This is a genomic window from Curtobacterium sp. MCPF17_050, from assembly GCF_003224435.2.
Taxonomy (GTDB): domain Bacteria; phylum Actinomycetota; class Actinomycetes; order Actinomycetales; family Microbacteriaceae; genus Curtobacterium.
The window spans coordinates 1,323,397-1,342,526 of sequence record NZ_CP126250.1; the positions used below are offsets into that span (position 1 = coordinate 1,323,397).

17 protein-coding genes are annotated in these 19,130 nt (G+C 71.8%); all 17 read left to right on the forward strand.

Translation table 11 applies throughout. The annotated features are described in order from the left end of the window. The first annotated feature begins 34 nt into the window (after positions 1-34). The 17 genes from rsmH (at position 35) to lspA (ending at position 19,124) form a co-directional block, all read left to right on the forward strand. A complete protein-coding gene (gene rsmH, locus DEJ34_RS06330) occupies positions 35-988 on the forward strand; it encodes a 16S rRNA (cytosine(1402)-N(4))-methyltransferase RsmH (RefSeq protein WP_110889605.1) in 954 nt (317 codons plus the stop codon). A gap of 1 nt (position 989) precedes the next feature. Then, positions 990-1,718 (forward strand): cell division protein FtsL, encoded by a 729-nt coding sequence (gene ftsL / locus DEJ34_RS06335; protein ID WP_110899941.1) that lies wholly within the window; start codon positions 990-992, stop codon positions 1,716-1,718. A gap of 34 nt (positions 1,719-1,752) precedes the next feature. Continuing rightward, positions 1,753-3,522 carry a peptidoglycan D,D-transpeptidase FtsI family protein gene (locus DEJ34_RS06340; RefSeq protein ID WP_110825269.1) on the forward strand — a complete coding sequence of 590 codons (1,770 nt, stop codon included), beginning with the start codon at positions 1,753-1,755 and terminating at the stop codon, positions 3,520-3,522. 34 nt (positions 3,523-3,556) lie between these two features. Further along, positions 3,557-5,179 carry a Mur ligase family protein gene (locus DEJ34_RS06345; protein WP_110910939.1) on the forward strand — a complete coding sequence of 541 codons (1,623 nt, stop codon included), beginning with the start codon at positions 3,557-3,559 and terminating at the stop codon, positions 5,177-5,179. Then, positions 5,176-6,630 (forward strand): UDP-N-acetylmuramoyl-tripeptide--D-alanyl-D-alanine ligase, encoded by a 1,455-nt coding sequence (locus DEJ34_RS06350; RefSeq protein ID WP_110910938.1) that lies wholly within the window; start codon positions 5,176-5,178, stop codon positions 6,628-6,630. Before DEJ34_RS06345 ends, DEJ34_RS06350 begins: the two co-directional genes overlap by 4 nt. Further along, positions 6,627-7,730, forward strand: coding sequence for a phospho-N-acetylmuramoyl-pentapeptide-transferase (gene mraY, locus DEJ34_RS06355; protein ID WP_110910937.1), 1,104 nt, complete (start codon positions 6,627-6,629; stop codon positions 7,728-7,730). The genes DEJ34_RS06350 and mraY overlap by 4 nt, the downstream gene beginning before the upstream one ends. Then, complete coding sequence (gene murD, locus DEJ34_RS06360; RefSeq protein WP_110899944.1) at positions 7,727-9,256, forward strand: UDP-N-acetylmuramoyl-L-alanine--D-glutamate ligase; 1,530 nt, start codon at positions 7,727-7,729, stop codon at positions 9,254-9,256. The genes mraY and murD overlap by 4 nt, the downstream gene beginning before the upstream one ends. Beyond that, entirely contained in the window at positions 9,219-10,559 is a 1,341-nt protein-coding gene (gene ftsW, locus DEJ34_RS06365) for a putative lipid II flippase FtsW (RefSeq protein ID WP_110899945.1), read from the forward strand. Before murD ends, ftsW begins: the two co-directional genes overlap by 38 nt. Next, positions 10,556-11,692, forward strand: a complete 1,137-nt coding sequence (gene murG / locus DEJ34_RS06370; protein WP_110825274.1) for an undecaprenyldiphospho-muramoylpentapeptide beta-N-acetylglucosaminyltransferase — start codon at positions 10,556-10,558, stop codon at positions 11,690-11,692. The genes ftsW and murG overlap by 4 nt, the downstream gene beginning before the upstream one ends. Further along, positions 11,689-13,113, forward strand: coding sequence for a UDP-N-acetylmuramate--L-alanine ligase (murC, locus tag DEJ34_RS06375; protein WP_110899946.1), 1,425 nt, complete (start codon positions 11,689-11,691; stop codon positions 13,111-13,113). The genes murG and murC overlap by 4 nt, the downstream gene beginning before the upstream one ends. Continuing rightward, on the forward strand, positions 13,110-14,459 hold the full coding sequence (locus DEJ34_RS06380) for a cell division protein FtsQ/DivIB (RefSeq protein ID WP_110910936.1): 1,350 nt from the start codon (positions 13,110-13,112) through the stop codon (positions 14,457-14,459). Before murC ends, DEJ34_RS06380 begins: the two co-directional genes overlap by 4 nt. A gap of 159 nt (positions 14,460-14,618) precedes the next feature. Then, positions 14,619-15,785 carry a cell division protein FtsZ gene (gene ftsZ / locus DEJ34_RS06385; protein WP_110825277.1) on the forward strand — a complete coding sequence of 389 codons (1,167 nt, stop codon included), beginning with the start codon at positions 14,619-14,621 and terminating at the stop codon, positions 15,783-15,785. A 28-nt stretch (positions 15,786-15,813) separates the two neighbouring features. Then, on the forward strand, positions 15,814-16,539 hold the full coding sequence (locus tag DEJ34_RS06390) for a YggS family pyridoxal phosphate-dependent enzyme (protein ID WP_110910935.1): 726 nt from the start codon (positions 15,814-15,816) through the stop codon (positions 16,537-16,539). Positions 16,540-16,583: 44 nt separating this feature from the next. Then, complete coding sequence (locus DEJ34_RS06395) at positions 16,584-17,165, forward strand: cell division protein SepF (RefSeq protein WP_110889614.1); 582 nt, start codon at positions 16,584-16,586, stop codon at positions 17,163-17,165. A gap of 117 nt (positions 17,166-17,282) precedes the next feature. Next, entirely contained in the window at positions 17,283-17,579 is a 297-nt protein-coding gene (locus DEJ34_RS06400) for a YggT family protein (protein WP_110825280.1), read from the forward strand. Positions 17,580-17,769: 190 nt separating this feature from the next. Continuing rightward, entirely contained in the window at positions 17,770-18,450 is a 681-nt protein-coding gene (locus DEJ34_RS06405) for a DivIVA domain-containing protein (RefSeq protein ID WP_110825281.1), read from the forward strand. Positions 18,451-18,452: 2 nt separating this feature from the next. Next, on the forward strand, positions 18,453-19,124 hold the full coding sequence (gene lspA / locus DEJ34_RS06410; RefSeq protein WP_181422207.1) for a signal peptidase II: 672 nt from the start codon (positions 18,453-18,455) through the stop codon (positions 19,122-19,124). The last annotated feature ends 6 nt before the right edge of the window (positions 19,125-19,130 follow it).

Genomic DNA, 19,130 nt, shown 5'->3' on the forward strand with positions numbered 1-19,130 from the left:
TCCGGACCCGCGGCCCAGGAGGGCAGGGGCGCAGATGAGCACACCCGAACGGTTCCCGCACACCCCCGTCATGCTCGAGCGCATCGTCGACCTCTTCACCCCGACCCTCGAGGGTCCGGGCAAGGTCGTCGTCGACGCCACGCTCGGCATGGGCGGACACTCGGCGGGCCTCCTCGAGCGGTTCCCCGATCTGACCCTGGTCGGCCTCGACCGCGACACCGACGCACTCGGCATCGCGGGGGAGCGGTTGGCTCGCTTCGGCGACCGTGTGCACCTGGTGCACACCGTGTACGACGAACTCCCGGCCGCCCTCGACGGGCTCGGCATCGCGGAGGTCGACGGGGTCCTGTTCGACCTCGGCGTCTCGTCACTCCAGCTCGACCGGGCCGAGCGTGGCTTCGCCTACAGCCAGGACGCGCCGCTCGACATGCGGATGGACCGGACGCAGGGCATCACCGCGGCCGAGGTCCTCGCCGAGTACGACGAGCGCGAACTCCGACGGATCTTCCAGCGCTACGGCGAGGAGAAGCTCGCCGGCCGCTACGCCAAGGCGATCGTCGAACGCCGGGCGACCACGCCCTTCACGATGTCCGGCGACCTCGTGCAGGTGCTCCACGACGCCACCCCCGTCGCGATCCAGCGCCAGGGGCACCCGGCCAAGCGCGTCTTCCAGGCGCTGCGGATCGAGGTCAACACCGAACTGAGCGTCCTCGAGCGCGCGATCCCCGCCGCGCTCGACCGCATCCGGGTCGGCGGCCGCCTGGTCGTCGAGTCCTACCAGTCCCTCGAGGACCGCATCGTGAAGCGGGCCCTCGTCGAGCGCACGACCTCGAGCGCACCGGCCGACCTGCCGGTGGAGCTCCCCGAGCACGCGCCGACCTTCACCCTCGTCGTCAAGGGCGCGGAACAGGCCGACGAGGCGGAACGCGCCGCCAACCCCCGAGCCACCCCCGTGCGCCTGCGCGCGGCCGAGCGGATCCGGAAGTGACATGAGCACGAACCTCGCACTCGTCGACCCTGTCGTCGCCCCGTCGCGTGCCCCGCGCCCGGACCGCGACCGCCGCCCGGAGCTCGTCGAGGTCGCCCCGACGAAGGCACAGCGGCGTGCCCGCCCCCGGGTGGCCTACGCCGTGGTGGCCATCGCGGCGCTCGGCGTCCTGCTCCTCGCGCAGCTCGGGATCAGCATGGCGCTCAGCCAGGGCGCCTACACGCTCAGCTCCCTGAAGAGCGAGCAGACCGGGCTCACGCGGACCCAGGCGTCCCTGTCCGAGGACCTCAAGGTGCTCGAGTCGCCGCAGAACCTGGCCCGGAACGCGCAGGCCCTCGGGATGATCGCGAACTCGACGCCGGTCTACCTCGACCCGAAGACGGGGACGGTGTACGGCACGCCGAAGCCCGCGACCCCGGAAGAAGCGACGGGGAACACCGCGAACCAGGTCCCGAACGCCCTGCTCGGTGACGTCCCCCTCGCAGCCCAGGCCGGGGACACCGCCACGAGCAAGGAGACCGGCGCCTCGGACACGGCACCGGCGGCCAGCAGCCAGGCCCCTGCCGCTCCGGCGCCTGCCGCTCCGGCCGCCGCCGCTCCGGCCCCCGCAGCTCCGGCACCGGCCGCCGACGCTGGGAACACCGGCGCGGCCAGCGCGTCGGACGAGGGTTCCGCGGGGTCCTCCGTAGAGTCCGACCCGAACCAGCTCCAGGCACCCACGACCCGGTGACCCGGGGCGCAGCTCCATCCCGGAAAGGCCGCTCGTGACGAAGACCCTCCGCTCCCGCCGCCTCCGCTACAGCGTCGTGATGCTCGCCGTCATCGCGCTCGTGGCGGTGTTCGTGGTCCGCCTCGTCGACATCCAGGTCGTGCAGGCCGCGGAACTCACGAAGGCCGCCGAGTCGAAGCGCAGCATCCCCGTGACCCTGTACGGCACGCGGGGCTCGATCGTCGACCGTGACGGCACCGCACTCGCCGAGAGCGTCGTCCGGTACAACATCACGACCTCGCCCCGGTTGGTCAAGGGGTTCGAGGGGAAGCTCGGCGGCAGCCGCGTCAAGGACGTCACCGTCGAGCAGGCACTCGCCGCCGTCGCGCAGGCGTCGGGCGGCGACGTCGCCGAGATGCAGGCGGCCATCGCGGCCGACCCGAAGTCGGACTTCGCCTACCTGGTCAAGGGCATCGACGTGAAGCACTACGAGGCGGTCACCGCGCTCGGCATCCCCTGGGTGTACAAGGAGCAGCAGGCTTCGCGCACGTACCCGACCGCCGCGGCGACGGGCAACATCACCGGCTTCATGGGGACGGACGGCGCCCAGGCCGGCCTCGAGCTCGCGTACCAGAAGTGCCTCGCCGGCACGAACGGCTCCGAGACGTACGAGCGCGGCGAGGACGGGGTGCAGCTCCCGGGCAGCACCGTGACGAAGAAGCGGGCCAAGGACGGCGGCACGCTCGTCACCACCATCGACAGCGACCTGCAGTACATGGCGTCACAGGACATCGCCGACGCCGCGCAGCAGCTCAAGGCGGAGTCGGCGACCGCCACCGTCGTCAACGCGAAGACGGGCGAGGTGCTCGCCGTCGCGGACTACCCGACGGTCGACCCGAACGACGTCGACGCGACGACCGACCCCGGTGCGTACGGCTCGCGCGCCCTCACCGCGGCCTACGAGCCCGGCTCCACGATCAAGGCCGCGATCGCCGCCGCGCTCATCGACAAGGGGCTCGCGACCCCGACGACGCAGGCCGTGGTGCCGTACTCCAGGACGTTCCCGTGGGGTGGCACCATCCACGACTCCGAGTTCCACCCGACCGAGAACCTGACGCTCACCGGCATCCTCCGCGACTCCTCGAACGTCGGGATCACCGACCTCGGCGCGAAGCTGTCGACCCAGCAGCGGTACGACGTCATGCGCGACTTCGGCCTCTTCGAGCCCGAGCCCGCCATCGACTACCCGGGCCAGCCGACGATGGACTACGGCGCGAGCCCGCAGTGGGACCAGCAGACCGACATCAACTCCATGTTCGGACAGGGCATCGTCACGACCGCCATGCAGGTGTCGAGCGTCTACCAGACCCTCGCCAACGACGGCGTCCGGATCCCGCTCCACATGGTGAAGGGCTGCGAGACCGCGGACGGCAGGACGATCGACGCGCCCGACGTGCAGGAGAAGCGGGTCGTCTCCGAGCAGGCGGCGTCGCAGACGGTCGACATGCTGCAGAGCGTCGTCACCGGCGGCACACTCGTCGGCATGAAGCCGATCTCCGGCTACAACATCGCCGCGAAGACCGGCACGGCCGAGGTCGCGGACGGCGCGAAGGGCTACGGCGCGGAGCGCGTGATCTCGGTGGCCGGAATGGCACCCGCCGAGGACCCCCAGTATGTTGTCACGGTGACGTTCACGAAGCCGCAGACCACCAAGTGGTCGAGCGGAGCGGCTCCGGCGTTCCGCACACTCATGTCCCAGGTGCTCGAGAAGTACCGAGTCGCCCCCTCCACGACAGAGGCGCGGACCTACCCGTCCACCTGGTAGCCGCACTGTCCACGTGGTGAGGAAGAAGGAGCACTTGTCAGCACGGATCCCCCCGGTCCTCCGGCCCGAACACCCGACCCCGCGGCCGGTCGCCGAACTCGCGAACGCCTTCGGGCTCCGCGTCGTCGGATCGCTCGACGGCGTCGAGACGACCGGCGTCACCCTGAGCGCCGCCGAGGTGCAGCCCGGTGACCTGTTCGTCGGCGTGCACGGGGCGAACCGCCACGGTGCCGAGTTCGCCACGGACGCCGCCGAGCGTGGTGCCGTCGCCGTGCTCACCGACGCCGCCGGTGTCGCGATCGCCGAGGCCTCCGGGCTGCCGGTGCTCGAGGTCGAGGACCCCCGGGCCGCGCTCGGCGACGTGTCGGCGTGGGTCTACCGCACGAACCCCGACGAGGCCGAGTTGCCGCAGCTCTTCGCCGTCACCGGGACGAACGGCAAGACGAGCACGTCGTACATCCTCGAAGGCGTCCTCAAGCAGCTCGGTCTGGTCACCGGGCTGAGCTCCACCGCCGAGCGCCACATCGGGTCGCTCAGCGTGACGAGCCGGCTCACCACCCCGGAGGCCAGCGAGATGCACGCGCTCCTCGCCCGGATGCGGGAGAGCGAGGTGCGCGCGGTGGCCGTCGAGGTCAGTGCCCAGGCCCTCAGCCGGCACCGGGTCGACGGCATCGTGTTCGACGTCGTCGCCTTCACGAACCTCAGCCACGACCACCTCGACGACTACGCCGACATGGAGGAGTACTTCCAGGCGAAGCTGCCGCTGTTCCAGCCGGAGCACGGCCGCCGCGGTGTCGTCTCACTCGACACCGACTGGGGCCACCGGGTCGTGCAGGACTCCCGCATCCCCGTGACGACCATCACGGTGCACCCGGACGTCGAGGCCGAGTGGCACGTCGACATCGTCGAGGCGCACGCGGCCTACACCGAGTTCCGCCTGACCGGACCGGAGGGCCGCGAGCTCACCACCCGCGTGCCGCTCATCGGCTGGCACATGGCCGCGAACGCCGCACTGGCGATCGTCATGCTCGTGGAGGGCGGGTTCGAGCTCGGTGCGATCGCGCAGGCGCTCGAGACGAACCACCGCCGCTACCCGGACGAGACCGACGTCACCGTGGTGAGCGCCATCGAGTGCTACCTGCCCGGCCGGACCGAGCGCGTCTCGGGCGACACCGGTCCGAGCGTCTACGTCGACTTCGGGCACAGCCCGGACGCGTTCCTCAACACCCTGGCGGCGGTCCGGCAGTTCACCCCCGGCAAGGTCGTCATGCTCTTCGGCGCCGACGGGGACCGCGACACCACGAAGCGCGCCGACATGGCCCGCGTCGCGGCGGAGGGCTCCGACGTCCTCGTCGTCACCGACCACCACCCGCGCTTCGAGGACGCCGCCTCGATCCGGAAGACCCTGGTGGACGCCGCCCGTGCCGCCTACCCGGACCACGAGATCCACGAGGTCAGCCCGCCCGAGGCGGCGATCCGTGCCGCGGTCGCGCTCGTCGGGGAGGGCGACTCGATCCTCTGGGCCGGCCCCGGGCACCAGGACTACCGGGACATCCAGGGCGTCCGCACGCCGTACTCGGCCCGTGACGAGGCCCGCGCCGCGCTCCGCGAAGCCGGTTGGGAACCGAACGCCGGCCCGACGGAGGACGCTCGATGATCGCGCTGACCCTCGCCGAGATCGCCGCAGCGGTCGACGGCGAGCTCGTCCGCGGTGCCGCCGACACGACCGTCACCGGTTCCGTCGAGACGGACTCGCGTCTGGTCGCGTCCGGCAGCGTCTTCTTCGCCCTGCTCGGCGAGGAGACCGACGGGCACCGCTTCGTCCCGGCCGCCGCCGACGCCGGCGCAGCGCTCGTCGTCACCGAACGCGCCGTCGACCTGCCGGACGACGCCCCGACCGCGCAGATCGTCGTCGCCGACGGCTACGCCGCCCTGGCGGCCCTCGCCCACGAGGTCGTCGCCCGCGTCCGTGCCGCCGGTGCCCTGCGCGTCGTCGGCATCACGGGCTCGAACGGCAAGACGAGCACGAAGAACATGCTCCGCACGATCCTGTCCCGCGTCGGCGAGACGGTCGCGCCCGAGGGCTCGTTCAACAACCACGTCGGCGCACCGGTCTCGATGCTCCGGGTCACCGCCGACACCCGGTTCCTCGTGGTGGAGATGGGCGCGAGCGGCATCGGCCACATCGCGAAGCTCGTCCGCATCGCGGAGCCGGACGTCGGTGTCGTCCTCAAGGTCGGCCTCGCGCACGCCGGCGAGTTCGGCGGGATCGAGGCGACCGAGCGCGCCAAGTCGGAGATGGTCACCGACCTGCCGGCCACGGCCACGGCCCTCCTCAACGTCGACGACGACCGCGTCGCACGGATGCGCGGGCGCACCGCCGCCCGCGTCGTCGGCTTCGGCACCTCCGCCGGTGCCGACTACCGCATCGGTGGTGTCACGACGGACCGCGACGGCACCCGGTTCACGCTCACCGCGCCTCCCGTCGAGTCGGCGGACGCCGTGCCGGGAGGCCCGTCCGGGGCACCTGAGACCGTCGACGTCCGTCTCGCCATCCTCGGCGAGCACCACGCCATGAACGCCGCCGCGGCGCTGTCCGTCGCGCACCTGTGGGGCGTGCCGCTGGCCGAGGGCGCCGCCGCGCTCGCGTCGATGACGCGCGCCGAGCGGTGGCGCATGGAGCTCCTGCAGGGGCCGGACGGCGTCACCGTGATCAACGACGCCTACAACGCGTCGCCCGACTCCACGGCGGCCGCGCTCCGCACGCTCGCGCAGGTCGCCCGTCCGGGGGAGCGCACCGTCGCCGTCCTCGGCGAGATGGCCGAACTCGGCGAGTACTCCGTCGAGGAGCACGACCGGATCGGTCGTCTCGTGGTGCGGCTCGGCATCGGACAGCTCGTGGTCGTCGGCCGCGGCGCGATGGCCCTGCACCAGGCCGCCACCCTCGAGGGGTCGTGGGACGGCGAGTCCGTGTTCATCGAGGACGTCGACGACGCCGTCCGTGCCCTCCAGGAGATCGTGCGTCCGGGTGACGTCGTCCTGGTCAAGTCCTCGAAGTCGGCCGGGCTGCGGTTCGTCGGCGACCGCCTCGGAGGTGTCCCCGAATGATCGCGCTCCTCGTCGCCGGCGCCGTGTCGCTGGTGTTCACACTGCTGCTCACGCCGCTGTTCATCAAGCTGTTCCACCGGCTCGGGTGGGGGCAGTTCATCCGTGACGACGGTCCGCAGTCGCACCACACCAAGCGCGGCACCGCGACCATGGGCGGCATCGTCCTCATCCTGGGGGCCGTGATCGGGTACTTCATCGGGCACCTCGCCGGGCGCGACCCGGTGACGCTGTCCGGGCTGCTCGTGCTGTTCCTCATGGTCGGGCTCGGCGTGGTCGGCTTCGTCGACGACTTCCTCAAGGTGCGCCGACAGCGCAGCCTGGGGCTCGGCGGCTGGGCCAAGGTCCTCGGCCAGGTCATCGTCGGGGTCGTCTTCGCGACGATCGCCCTCGTGGTCCCGACCGGCAACGGGAAGCCCCCGGCGTCGACGATGATCTCCGCGATCCGCGACGTCCCGTGGCTCGACTTCATGGCGCTCGGCACGGTCATCGGCACCGTCCTGTTCCTGGCCTGGATCGTGCTGCTCACGGTCTCGACCTCGAACGGCGTCAACGTCGCGGACGGGCTCGACGGGCTCGCGACCGGGTCGAGCATCCTCGCCATCGGCTCGTACGTCATCATCGGCTTCTGGCAGTCGAACCAGATCTGCGGCGGTGCCCGGATCGACGAGAGCACCCGGCACGCCTGCTACACGGTGACGGACCCGCTCGACCTCGCCGTCGTCGCGGCGGCGGTCTGCGGTGGCCTCATCGGCTTCCTCTGGTACAACACCTCGCCGGCGCAGATCTTCCTCGGTGACACCGGGTCGCTCGGCCTCGGCGGTGCCCTCGCCGGGCTCGCGATCCTCAGCCGCACCGAGCTCCTGCTCATCCTCATCGGCGGCCTGTTCTTCATCGTCACCGGGTCCGTCATCCTGCAGCGCGCGTACTTCAAGATCACGCACGGCAAGCGCATCTTCCGGATGAGCCCCCTGCACCACCACTTCGAGCTCAAGGGCTGGGCCGAGGTGACCGTCGTCGTCCGGTTCTGGATCATCGCGGGGCTCTGCGTCGCGGCCGGGGTCGGACTGTTCTACCTGGAATGGATCGCACGAGTCCAATGAGCGAACGCCTGAACGGTCTCGACAGCTGGTATGCCGGAGGCTGGAAGGGCCTGCGGGTGGCGGTGCTCGGCCTCGGCTCGACGGGGTTCTCGGTCGCCGACACGCTCGCGGAGCTCGGCAGCGAGGTCGTCGTCTACTCGACCGACGCTCCCGCCGACAGCGTCGAGCTGCTCGACGTCATCGGGGCGCGGTTCGTGCAGACGCCGCTCGACACCGTGCCCGCGGCGCTCGTCGAGCACGCCCCGGACCTGGTCGTCGTGTCGCCCGGGCTTCCGCCGCACAACCCCACCGTCGCCTGGGCTGTGGCGAACAGCACCGTGTGGGGCGACATCGAGCTCGCCTGGCGCGTGCGCGACAAGGTCGTGACGGGGCCGGTCGCCGCGCCCTGGGTGACGATCACCGGCACGAACGGCAAGACCACGACGACGCAGCTCGCGACGGCGATGTACGCCGCCGGGGGACTCCGTGCCGTCGCCTGCGGGAACATCGGGGTGCCGGTGCTCGACGTCGTGCGGGACCCGGAGGGCTTCGACGTGCTCGTCGTCGAGCTCTCCAGCCACCAGCTCCACTACATGCCGACCACCGGGCCCGGTGCCGTGGTCCCGCTCGCGTCGGCGTGCCTGAACATCGCCGACGACCACCTGGAGTGGCACGGGTCGGCGGAGGCCTACCGGGCCGCGAAGGCCAAGGTCTACGAGCGCACCGTGATGGCGTGCGTGTACAACACGGCGGACGAGGTCACCCGGCACATGGTCGAGGAGGCCGACGTGGTCGAGGGGTGCCGCGCCGTCGGGTTCTCGCTCGGCGTCCCCGCGCCCGGGGACGTCGGCGTCGTGGACGACGTGCTCTGCGACCGCGCCTTCACCGAGGACCGCCGCAACAGCGCGCTCGAGCTCGCGACCGTCGCGGACCTGGAGCTCGCCGGCCTGGACAGCCCGCACATGACCGCGAACGTGCTCGCGGCGGCCGCCCTGGCGCGTGCCGCGGCCGTGCAGCCGAGTGCCGTCCGTGCCGCCGTGCAGGCCTTCCGCGCCGACCACCACCGCACCGAGTCGGTCGCGACCGCGGACGGCATCGCCTGGGTCGACGACTCGAAGGCGACGAACCCGCACGCGGCGACGGCGTCCCTGTCCGCCTTCGACCCGGTCGTGTGGATCGTGGGCGGCCTGTTCAAGGGCGTGGACATCGACGGGCTCGTCGAGCGGTTCGGCCCCGGGGTGCGCGCCGTCGTCGTCATCGGGACCGACCGGGCTCCGGTGCTCGAGGCATTCGCACGACACGCGCCCACGGTCCCGGTGCTGCAGGTGGAAGCGACGGACACTGAGCAGGTCATGCCCGAGGCGGTCCGGCATGCCGCTTCGGTCGCGCGACCGGGCGACACGGTCCTCCTCGCCCCGGCGGCGGCGTCGTTCGACCAGTTCGGTTCCTACGCAGACCGGGGCGAGCGTTTCGCGGCTGCGGTCCACGAGCACCTGGGAGGCGACGCCGATGGCGACACCGACGGATCTTCCGACGAACGGCCGTAGCGCCCGAGCACGCGCCGGCGCGGCGGGCGCGGCCGCCTCCGCGCGCGTGGGTGCCGGGGTGGACGGTGCGCGTCGCCGGTCGAACGGGGCCGTCGTCGCGGTGAAGAACGTGTTCGTGGCCGAGTCCACGACGTTCTACACGATCCTCGGCGTCACGCTCTTCCTCGTCGTCTTCGGCGTGGTGATGGTGCTGTCGTCGTCGAGCGTCGAGGAGTACCGCTACAAGCACGGCTTCTTCGGCGCCTTCGCGAAGCAGGGCCTGTACGCGCTCATCGGCGTCCCGCTCATGCTCGTCGTGAGCCGGTTCCCCGGCGAGTTCTGGCGGCGGTGGGCGATGCGCATCCTCGGTGCCGGGCTCGTCCTGCAGCTCCTCGTGTTCACCCCGATGGGCATCGACATCCAGGGCAACCGGAACTGGATCGGCCTCGGTGCGTTCACCGCGCAGCCGTCCGAACTCCTCAAGCTCGCGCTCGTGCTCGGCATCGGCGCCGTGCTCTTCCGGAAGCGCGAGAAGCTGCACGACTGGCGCGAGGTCTTCATCCCGGTCGGGCTCGCGACCGCGGTGTCCATCGGCCTGGTGCTCCTCGGCGGGGACCAGGGGACCGCGATGATCATGATGATCCTGGTCTTCGGCAGTCTCTTCGTCGGTGGGGTGCGACTGCGACACCTCGCGGTCGGCGTCGTCGCGATCGCGGTGATGCTGCCGGTCGTCACGATGGCCTCGAGCTCACGCCAGACGCGTATCAGTGCGTGGCTGTCCGGCTGCACCGACTCGAACCAGGCCCAGGACCTGTGCTGGCAGCCCGTGCACGGCATGTGGGCGCTGGCGTCCGGCGGGGTGTTCGGCGTGGGACTCGGCAACTCGAAGCTGAAGTGGTCGTGGCTGCCCGAGGCGGACAACGACTACATCTTCGCGATCGTCGGCGAGGAGCTCGGCCTGATCGGCGCCGTCGTCGTCCTCGCGCTGTTCGTGGTGCTCGCGATCGGCATGATCCGGGTCATCCGGCTCTCGCCGGACCCGTTCGTGCGGACCGTCACCGGTGGTGTGCTGGCGTGGGTGATCGGGCAGGCGCTCGTGAACATCGCCGTCGTCCTGGGGCTGCTCCCGGTGCTCGGCGTCCCGCTCCCGCTCATCTCGGCCGGTGGATCGGCCCTCATCATGACCCTCGTCGCGATCGGCGTCGTGCTGTCCTTCGCCCGTGACCTGCCGGCCCGCACCGGGTCGGGCGGTCCCGGTCGGAGCGGTGCGCCCGGACGCACCACCGCCCCGGCACCCGGGACGCAGAACGGAGCCCTGCGGTGAGCCGCTTCCTCTTCGCCGGCGGCGGGACCGCCGGCCACGTCAACCCGCTGCTCGCGGTGGCCGACCGGCTGACCCAGCGGTCGCCGGAGGACGAGGTCCTGGTGCTCGGCACCGCCGAGGGCCTGGAGTCCCGGCTCGTGCCGATGCGCGGGTACGAGCTCGTCACGATCCCGCGGCTGCCCTTCCCGCGGAAGCCGAACGCCGCCGCACTCCGGTTCCCGGGCGCGTTCTGGTCCGCCGTCCGCCGGACCGAGCGCATCATCCGCGAGCGCGAGATCGCCGTGGTCCTCGGTGTCGGCGGGTACGCGGCCGCCCCGGCGTACGTGGCGGCGAAGCGCACCGGGACGCCCGTCGTCGTGCACGAGCAGAACGCCAAGCCCGGGCTCGCGAACCGGATGGCGGCGGTGCTGACCACGCACGTCGGCGTGACGTTCTCGAACACCCGGCTGCCACACTCGCAGGTCGTCGGCATGCCCCTGCGCCGGGAGATCGAGCGTCTGGACCGTCGTGCCGAGCGTGCCGCCGGGTTCGCGGAGTTCGGACTCGACCCGGACCGTCCCGTGCTGCTCGTCACCGGCGGGTCCTCGGGTGCCCGGAGCATCAACCGCACGGTGCACCGGGCCGCGGCGACGATCCTCGGCGCCGGCTGGCAGATCCTGCACGTGGTGGGCGCGGCGTCCGACATCGGGCCGAGCGACCTGGACGGCTACCACGTGCTGCCGTACTGCGACCGGATGGACCTGGCGTACGCCGCGGCCGACTTCGTGGTCTCGCGCTCCGGTGCCGGCATGGTCTGCGAGCTGACGGCGGTCGGCCTGCCGAGCGTGCTCGTGCCGTACCCGGTCGGCAACGGCGAGCAGCGGCACAACGCGCGGGACGTCGTCGCCGCCGGGGGAGCGCTGCTGGTCGACGACGCGGAATTCACGCCCGACTGGGTGACGTTGCAGCTCCTGACCGTCCTGGAGGACCGTGCCGGCATCGCCGACATGGCCGTCCGCGCCGGCAGCGTCGGACACCGCGACGGCGCGGACCGCATGACGGGACTCGTGCTCGCCGCCGCGGCCGGACGTCGCGGGAGCAGCACCGGCCGACCGACCGGCACCAGCACCACCAGCACCACGGAGGAACCATGACCATCAAGCCGGACCTCACCCAGCCGATCCCGGACGACCTCGGCACGGTGCACTTCGTCGGCATCGGCGGGTCCGGCATGAGCGGCATCGCCCGGATGTTCCTGGCCGCGGGCCACCGGGTCTCGGGGAGCGACTCCCGCGAGACCGCGACGACGGGCCGGATGCGCGAACTCGGCGCGGACGTCCGGATCGGGCACGACGCCGCCAACCTGGGCGACGCCGACACCGTGGTCGTCACGAGCGCGCTGTGGCCGGACAACCCGGAACTGCTCGAGGCGAAGCGCCGCGGGCTCCCGGTCCTGCACCGCTCGCAGGCCCTCGCCGCCCTGATCTCCTCGCACCGCCTCGTGGCGGTCGCCGGCGCGCACGGCAAGACGACCTCGACGGGCATGGTCGTGACGGCGCTCGTCGAACTCGGGCTCGACCCGAGCTTCGTGAACGGCGGTGTGATCCAGTCCCTCGGCACGAGTTCGGCGCCGGGCAGCAGCGACCTGTTCGTCGTCGAGGCGGACGAGTCCGACGGCTCCTTCCTGCTCTACGACGTCGCCGTCGCGCTCATCACGAACGTCGACCCCGACCACCTGGACCACTACGGCAGCGAGCAGGCCTTCATCGACGCGTTCGTCGAGTTCGCGGCGAAGGCGCGGGAGCGGGTCGTCGTGTCGAGCGACGACGCCGGAGCGGTGCGGGTCACGGCGGGCCTCCGGGAGCGCGAGGACGCTCCCGAGATCGTCACCTTCGGGGAGGCTGAGGACGCCGACGTCCGGATCGAGCGCGTCGACGAGGGTGCCGGTGTCGGCGTGGACCTCCGCTGGGGCGGCGCCTCGTACCACCTGGCACTCCGGGTCCCCGGTCGCCACAACGCGGTGAACGCGGTCGGCGCGTTCGCCGTGCTCGTCGGCCTCGGCGTCGACCCGGCGGACGCGGTGCGCGGCATCGAGGCGTTCGGCGGCACCGAGCGTCGCTTCGAGCTGCACGGCGTCGAGCGCGGCGTGTCCGTGTACGACGACTACGCGCACCACCCGACCGAGGTCGCCGCGGCGCTCCGCGCCGCGCGCGACGTCGTGGGCGACGGTCGGATCATCGCGATCCACCAGCCGCACCTGTACTCGCGCACCCGGATGATGGCCGGGGAGTTCGCCAGCGTGTACGAGGAGCTCGCCGACCACACCGTCGTCCTCGACGTGTACGGCGCCCGCGAGGACCCGGAGCCCGGTGTCACGGGCGCGCTGGTGCAGGAGCGCTTCGCGGACCAGAGCCGTGTGGACTACCTGCCGGACTGGGCCGAGGCGTCGGCACGGGCGGCCGCCGTGGCACGGGACGGCGACATCGTGATGACCCTGAGCTGCGGGGACGTCTACCGCATCATCCCGCAGGTGCTCACCGCACTGCAGACCGGACCCGGGGCCGCGGGCCGGTGAAGCGACCCGAGGGCTTCGACGAGCACGCCGGGCTCGACGACCGCCACGCCGGGTCCGCCGCTCCTGCCGACGGCGCGCGGGAAGCCCGGCGTCCGTCCCGGACAGCGGGTCTCCGAGCCGCGTTGGACGGCGCCCGGGAGGCCCGACGCGCGTCCCGCACGCCGGCTGCGGACGAGCGCGCCGAACGTGGTGTGGGTCGCGACGCGGACGGCACCGCCGGACGCGTGACCGGCCTGCCGGACCTGCCGGAGGTGGACCTCACCGAGGACGAGCGGTCGACCGGGCCGGTCGACACGGGCACCACCCGACCGGGTCGGGCCTCCCGTCCGCGCGTCCGGGTGGCGACGGACGCCGACCGGGCCTCGTCCGCCGGCACGACCCCGGACATCGGCACGACCCCGGACAGCGGCACGACCCCGGACAGCGGCACGGACCGGGCCAGCAGGTCGGCCGCGCTCGGCGGGACCGACGACGACCGTCACCTCGGACACGACGGCCCCGGCGCGCCGGACGTCGCGCCGCACGTCCCCTCGACGACCCCGATCGGCGCGCGCGTCCGTGCGGCGGAGACCGCACGGGAGGCCCGCGTCGCCCGCAAGCGCCGTCGGCTGCTCGAGCGGGCCGAGGTCCGGCGCTTCACGCGGCGGAGCCGGCACCGACGTGCGGCGTGGCTCGCGGCGGGCGGTGTCGTCGTCGTCCTCGTCGCGTCCGTGCTCGTCGCCGTGTACTCGCCGCTCATGGCCCTCCGGACCATCGAGGTGAAGGGCACCGACCGCGTCGACGCCGCCGAGGTCCGGGCCGCGCTGTCCGGGCAGATCGGCACACCCCTGGCCCGGATCGACCTGGACGAGGTGCAGGAGCGGATCGCCGGCTTCCCGCTCATCGAGCGCTACGTGACCGAGGAGGAACCACCGCACACCCTCGTGGTCACGGTCACCGAGCGGACCCCGGTGGTCGCGGTGCAGTCCGGGAAGGGCTTCGACCTCGTCGACCCCGCCGGGATCGTCGTGCAGTCGTCGACGAAGCGGCCGGACGACATGCCACTGGCGGACATCGGTCGGGCGAAGCTCGGCTCGATGGTGTTCCGGACGATGACGGAGGTCGTCCTGGCGATGCCGACAGACGTCCGGAAGCAGGTCTCGGGCATCGCCGCCTCGACGTCGGACGACGTCACCCTGAGCATGCGTGACGGGTCCAGCGTGGTGTGGGGGAGCCCGGACGAGTCCGCGGCGAAGGCCGACCTGCTCGCGGCACTCGTGGCGGACCACGCGCAGCGGTCGCCGGACACCGAGGTCGAGTTCGACGTATCGGCTCCCGACAACGGGATCATCCGACCGCGGTCCTGACGGCGGCGGACAATTGCCGGGCGGCATCGACGACACGCGGCGTGGCGGGTCGTCACCGAGCGGACGGCACCCGTAGCGTCGGGACCAGCACCATTCGTAGCAGCTAGAACTCTGAACTTCAAGCACAGGTTGAGGGTTTTGACCGGAGGCCGGACAGACGTGACCACGAACCACAACTACCTCGCCGTCATCAAAGTGGTCGGTGTCGGCGGCGGCGGTGTCAACGCCGTCAACCGCATGATCGAACTCGGCCTCCGCGGCGTCGAGTTCATCGCCATCAACACCGACGCGCAGGCCCTGCTCCTGAGCGACGCGGACGTCAAGCTCGACGTGGGTCGCGAGATCACCCGGGGTCTCGGCGCCGGCGCCGACCCCGAGGTGGGCCGACGTGCCGCCGAGGACCACGCCGAGGAGATCGAAGAAGCCCTCGCCGGTGCGGACATGGTCTTCGTCACCGCCGGTGAGGGTGGTGGCACCGGGACCGGTGGCGCCCCCGTCGTCGCCCGCATCGCGAAGTCCATCGGCGCCCTCACCATCGGTGTCGTCACGAAGCCGTTCGGCTTCGAGGGCAAGCGTCGCCAGTCCCAGGCCGAGAACGGCGTCGCGAGCCTCAAGGACGAGGTCGACACGCTCATCGTCGTGCCGAACGACCGTCTGCTCGAGATCTCCGACCGCGGCATCTCCATGGTCGAGGCGTTCGCCACGGCCGACCAGGTGCTCCTCGCCGGTGTCCAGGGCATCACGGACCTCATCACGACCCCGGGTCTCATCAACCTCGACTTCGCGGACGTCAAGAGCGTCATGCAGGGTGCCGGCTCGGCCCTGATGGGCATCGGGTCGTCCCGCGGGGCGGACCGGGCGATCAAGGCGGCCGAGCTCGCCGTCGCGTCGCCGCTGCTCGAGGCCTCGATCGACGGCGCACACGGTGTGCTGCTCTCGATCCAGGGTGGCTCGAACCTCGGCATCTTCGAGATCAACGACGCCGCCCGCCTGGTGCAGGAGGCCGTCCACCCCGAGGCGAACATCATCTTCGGTGCGGTCATCGACGACACCCTTGGCGACGAGGTCCGCGTGACCGTCATCGCCGCCGGCTTCGACGGCGGCGAGCCGTCGCAGCAGCAACACCAGGAGCGCCGCTCGAGCTACGTCGACCCGGACGCCGGTGCCACCGTGCCCGTCGCCACCGGTTCGTCCAACCGCATCGAGGACTCCGGCCACACGACCCCGTCCTGGGCGTCGCAGGAGCACGAGCCGCCGGCGCAGCGCGCCGCCGACCCGGCCTTCGACGACGACGACGAACTCGACGTCCCCGACTTCCTGAAGTGAGTCGGCCCCGCGTGAGCACGAGCGCATCGTGACCGCTGGGCACCAGAGCGAGCCGAGCCTTCCACCCGACACCGGACTGGAGGCTCGGCTCGCGTCCGTCCGCGGCAGCATCGCCGAGGCGGCCCGGACCGCCGGGCGCTCGGTCGACGAGCTGACGCTCGTCGTCGTCACGAAGTACCACCCGGCGTCCCTGGTCCGCGAGCTCGCCGCGCTCGGCGTCACCGACGTGGGGGAGAACCGGCACCAGGAGGCCCAGGCGAAGGCGGCCGAGCTCGCCGACCTCGGCCTGACCTGGCACTTCGTCGGACAGCTGCAGTCGAAGAAGGCCCGGCAGGCGCGACGGTACGCCGACGTCGTGCAGTCGCTCGACCGGGCGAGCGTCGTCGACGCCTTCGCGCCGACGGACGCCGAACCGGACCCCCGCGTGCTCGACGGTTTCGTCCAGGTGAACCTGACCGACGATCCCGGACGCGGCGGTGTCGCACCCGAGGACGTCGACGCCCTGGCGGAACGGGTCCTGGCGACGGGGACCCTGCGGCTGCGCGGCGTGATGGCGGTCGCCCCGCTCGACGAGGAGCCCCGCGCCGCGTTCGCCCGGCTCCGGGCGGTCTCCGAGCGGGTCCGCGCGATCGAGCCCACCGCGACCGACATCTCGGCCGGCATGAGCGGCGACCACGCCGAGGCGATCGCCGAGGGCGCGACACACCTGCGGATCGGGACCGCAATCACCGGGAAACGGCCGGACGCGCCCTAGCCTCGACACAGGGCACCAACGAGCACGGACTTCCCGGAGGAACCATGGCCAACCCCCTGAAGAAGACGATGGTCTACCTCGGCCTCGCCGATGAGGAACTCGAGTACGAGGACGAGCAGCAGGCTGCGCCGACGCAGGCGCGCCAGCCGTCCTCCACCCCCGCGGCGCAGCAGGACGCCCCCGCTGCCGCTGCCCCCGCGGTCGCGACGGCCGCAGCCCCGGCCGCGTCGGCTCCGGCCGCCGTCGCCGTGAAGCCCACGCACACCTCCCAGCGCGGCGCGCAGGTCACCCCGCTCCGCCGCTCGCACACGACCGCACAGAAGGCGACCCCGGTCCAGGAAATGAACGAGATCCTCACCGTCCACCCGCGCGAGTACAAGGACGCCCAGTCCATCGCCGAGAGCTTCCGCGACGGCATCCCCGTGATCATCAACCTCTCGCAGATGACCGAGACGGACGCCCGTCGCATGATCGACTTCGCGAGCGGCCTGTCGCTCGGTCTCTACGGCAAGATCGAGCGCGTCACGAACAAGGTCTTCCTGCTGTCGCCCGCGCACATCGCAGTGAGCGGCGAGCCAGCTGAGGTAGAGTCCGACATCGAGGCGAACTTCTTCGCCCAGTCCTGAGCCGCCCGTGCGGTACCGGGGTCCGACGGGTCCCGGGACACCGCGCGGCACCCAGGCCCACCCGCCCCGTGACCGGCCCGTCCCGGTACCGGTCACACGAGACGAGCGAGCCGAAACGTGTTCATCTTCACGATCCTCTCCCTGGTCCTGACGCTCTACTTCTTCATCATGTGGGGGCGTTTCATCCTCGACCTGGTCCAGTCGTTCAACCGCGGCTGGCGGCCGCAGCGCGTGCTGCTCGTCATCGCGGAGTTCGTCTACACGGTGACCGATCCGCCGATCAAGGCCGTTCGCCGCGTGCTGCCGCCGCTCCGACTCGGTCCGGTGATGCTCGACTTCGGGTGGACGATCGTGATGCTCGTCGTCATCATCCTGCGCGTCGTGGTCCAGTCCCTGGCCTACCGATTCGTCTGATCCCGATCCGTCCGACACGCGCCACGCGGCGATCCGACACGGTTCGGCCCCGCCCTCGGTGTACGGTGGTCGGGATCGATGCCCCGCCCCGGCGGGACATCCGCACCGGGAGTCCCGCTGGTAGGTTCAGCACGGACGGCCAGCAGGGCCCCGGTTCCACACGTTCAGCAGTTCTATTGAGGTGACGGCAATGGCTTTGACGCCGGAAGACGTAGTCAACAAGCGGTTCCAGCCGACCAAGTTCCGCGAGGGCTACGACCAGGACGAGGTCGACGACTTCCTCGACGAGATCGTGGCCGAGCTGCGTCGCCTGAACCAGGAGAACGAGGAGCTGCGCCAGCGCCTCGAGTCCGCCGGCTCCGCGCCGTCGCTCGCCAAGGACGACGAGCCCGCGCCGGCACCGACGCCCGAGCCGGCCCCGGTCGCCGCTGCTCCGGAGCCCGCCCCGGTCGCCGCCGCCGCACCGAGCACCACGGTCAACCCGGACGAGGACACCGAGGGCACCACGAACCTCCTGACGCTCGCTCGTCGTCTGCACGAGGAGCACGTGCGTGAAGGTGTCGAGAAGCGTGACGCCCTCATCGCCGAGGGCCAGGCGCAGGCCGCCCGCCTCGTCTCCGAAGCCGAAGCGAAGCAGCGCCAGATCATCGCCGAGACCGAGAACCAGAACCGTCAGCGCGTCGCGGTCCTCGACCAGGAGCGCACGCAGCTCGAGGGCAAGATCGACGAGCTCCGCACGTTCGAGCGCGACTACCGTGCGCAGCTCAAGAGCTACATCCAGGGCCAGCTCGCCGAGCTCGACTCGTCGGCCAGCACCGAGCAGTCCGGCTTCGCGCCGGCCCCGGCCTCGGCGCAGGGCTTCGGCAACTGACGTTGGACCGACCCGTCCCACGAGCGAAGGTCAGTGCACGCGCGATCGCGGCACTGGCCTTCGCCGCTGTCGTGGTGCTGGCCGCCGACCAGGTCACGAAGGCTCTCGTCGTCGCGGAGCTGCCGGAAGGCGTCGTCGTCCCGGTGCTCGGGGACGCCCTGCAGTTCCTCTCGGTCCGCAACCCGGGTGCCGCGTTCTCCTTCGCGGTCAACATGACGTGGGTGTTCTCGCTCATCTCGGCCGCGGTGGTCGTCGCGATCGTCGTGTACGCGCGTCGGATCCGGTCGATGTGGTGGGCACTCGTCCTCGGCATGCTCCTGGGTGGCGCACTCGGCAACCTGACCGACCGGCTCTTCCGGGAGCCCGGCTTCGGACGCGGGCACGTCGTCGACTTCATCTCGACGCCGTGGATGATGCCCGCGATCTACAACGTCGCGGACTCGTTCATCTGCATCAGCATGGTGGTGTTCGTGCTGCTCGTGGTGTTCGGGGTGAACCTCGACGGGACGCGGTCGGTGTCGGAGAAGCAGGCGCGCCGGACGGCCGCGGCACAGGCCGACGCCACCGACACGACGGACGCGGGGCACGCGCCGGACGCGGGTCGGGCCTCCCGGCCCGACGGCAGCCGGCACGACGGTCGCACGCACGACGCCCTCGGGCACGACGCGACGTGACGCGGA

Coding starts and splice junctions, on each gene's coding strand:
- rsmH (WP_110889605.1), top strand. CDS start 35: ATGAGCACACCCGAACGGTTCCCGCACACCCCCGTCATGCTCGAGCGC.
- ftsL (WP_110899941.1), top strand. CDS start 990: ATGAGCACGAACCTCGCACTCGTCGACCCTGTCGTCGCCCCGTCGCGT.
- DEJ34_RS06350 (WP_110910938.1), top strand. CDS start 5,176: ATGATCGCGCTGACCCTCGCCGAGATCGCCGCAGCGGTCGACGGCGAG.
- mraY (WP_110910937.1), top strand. CDS start 6,627: ATGATCGCGCTCCTCGTCGCCGGCGCCGTGTCGCTGGTGTTCACACTG.
- murD (WP_110899944.1), top strand. CDS start 7,727: ATGAGCGAACGCCTGAACGGTCTCGACAGCTGGTATGCCGGAGGCTGG.
- ftsW (WP_110899945.1), top strand. CDS start 9,219: ATGGCGACACCGACGGATCTTCCGACGAACGGCCGTAGCGCCCGAGCA.
- murC (WP_110899946.1), top strand. CDS start 11,689: ATGACCATCAAGCCGGACCTCACCCAGCCGATCCCGGACGACCTCGGC.
- DEJ34_RS06395 (WP_110889614.1), top strand. CDS start 16,584: ATGGCCAACCCCCTGAAGAAGACGATGGTCTACCTCGGCCTCGCCGAT.
- DEJ34_RS06405 (WP_110825281.1), top strand. CDS start 17,770: ATGGCTTTGACGCCGGAAGACGTAGTCAACAAGCGGTTCCAGCCGACC.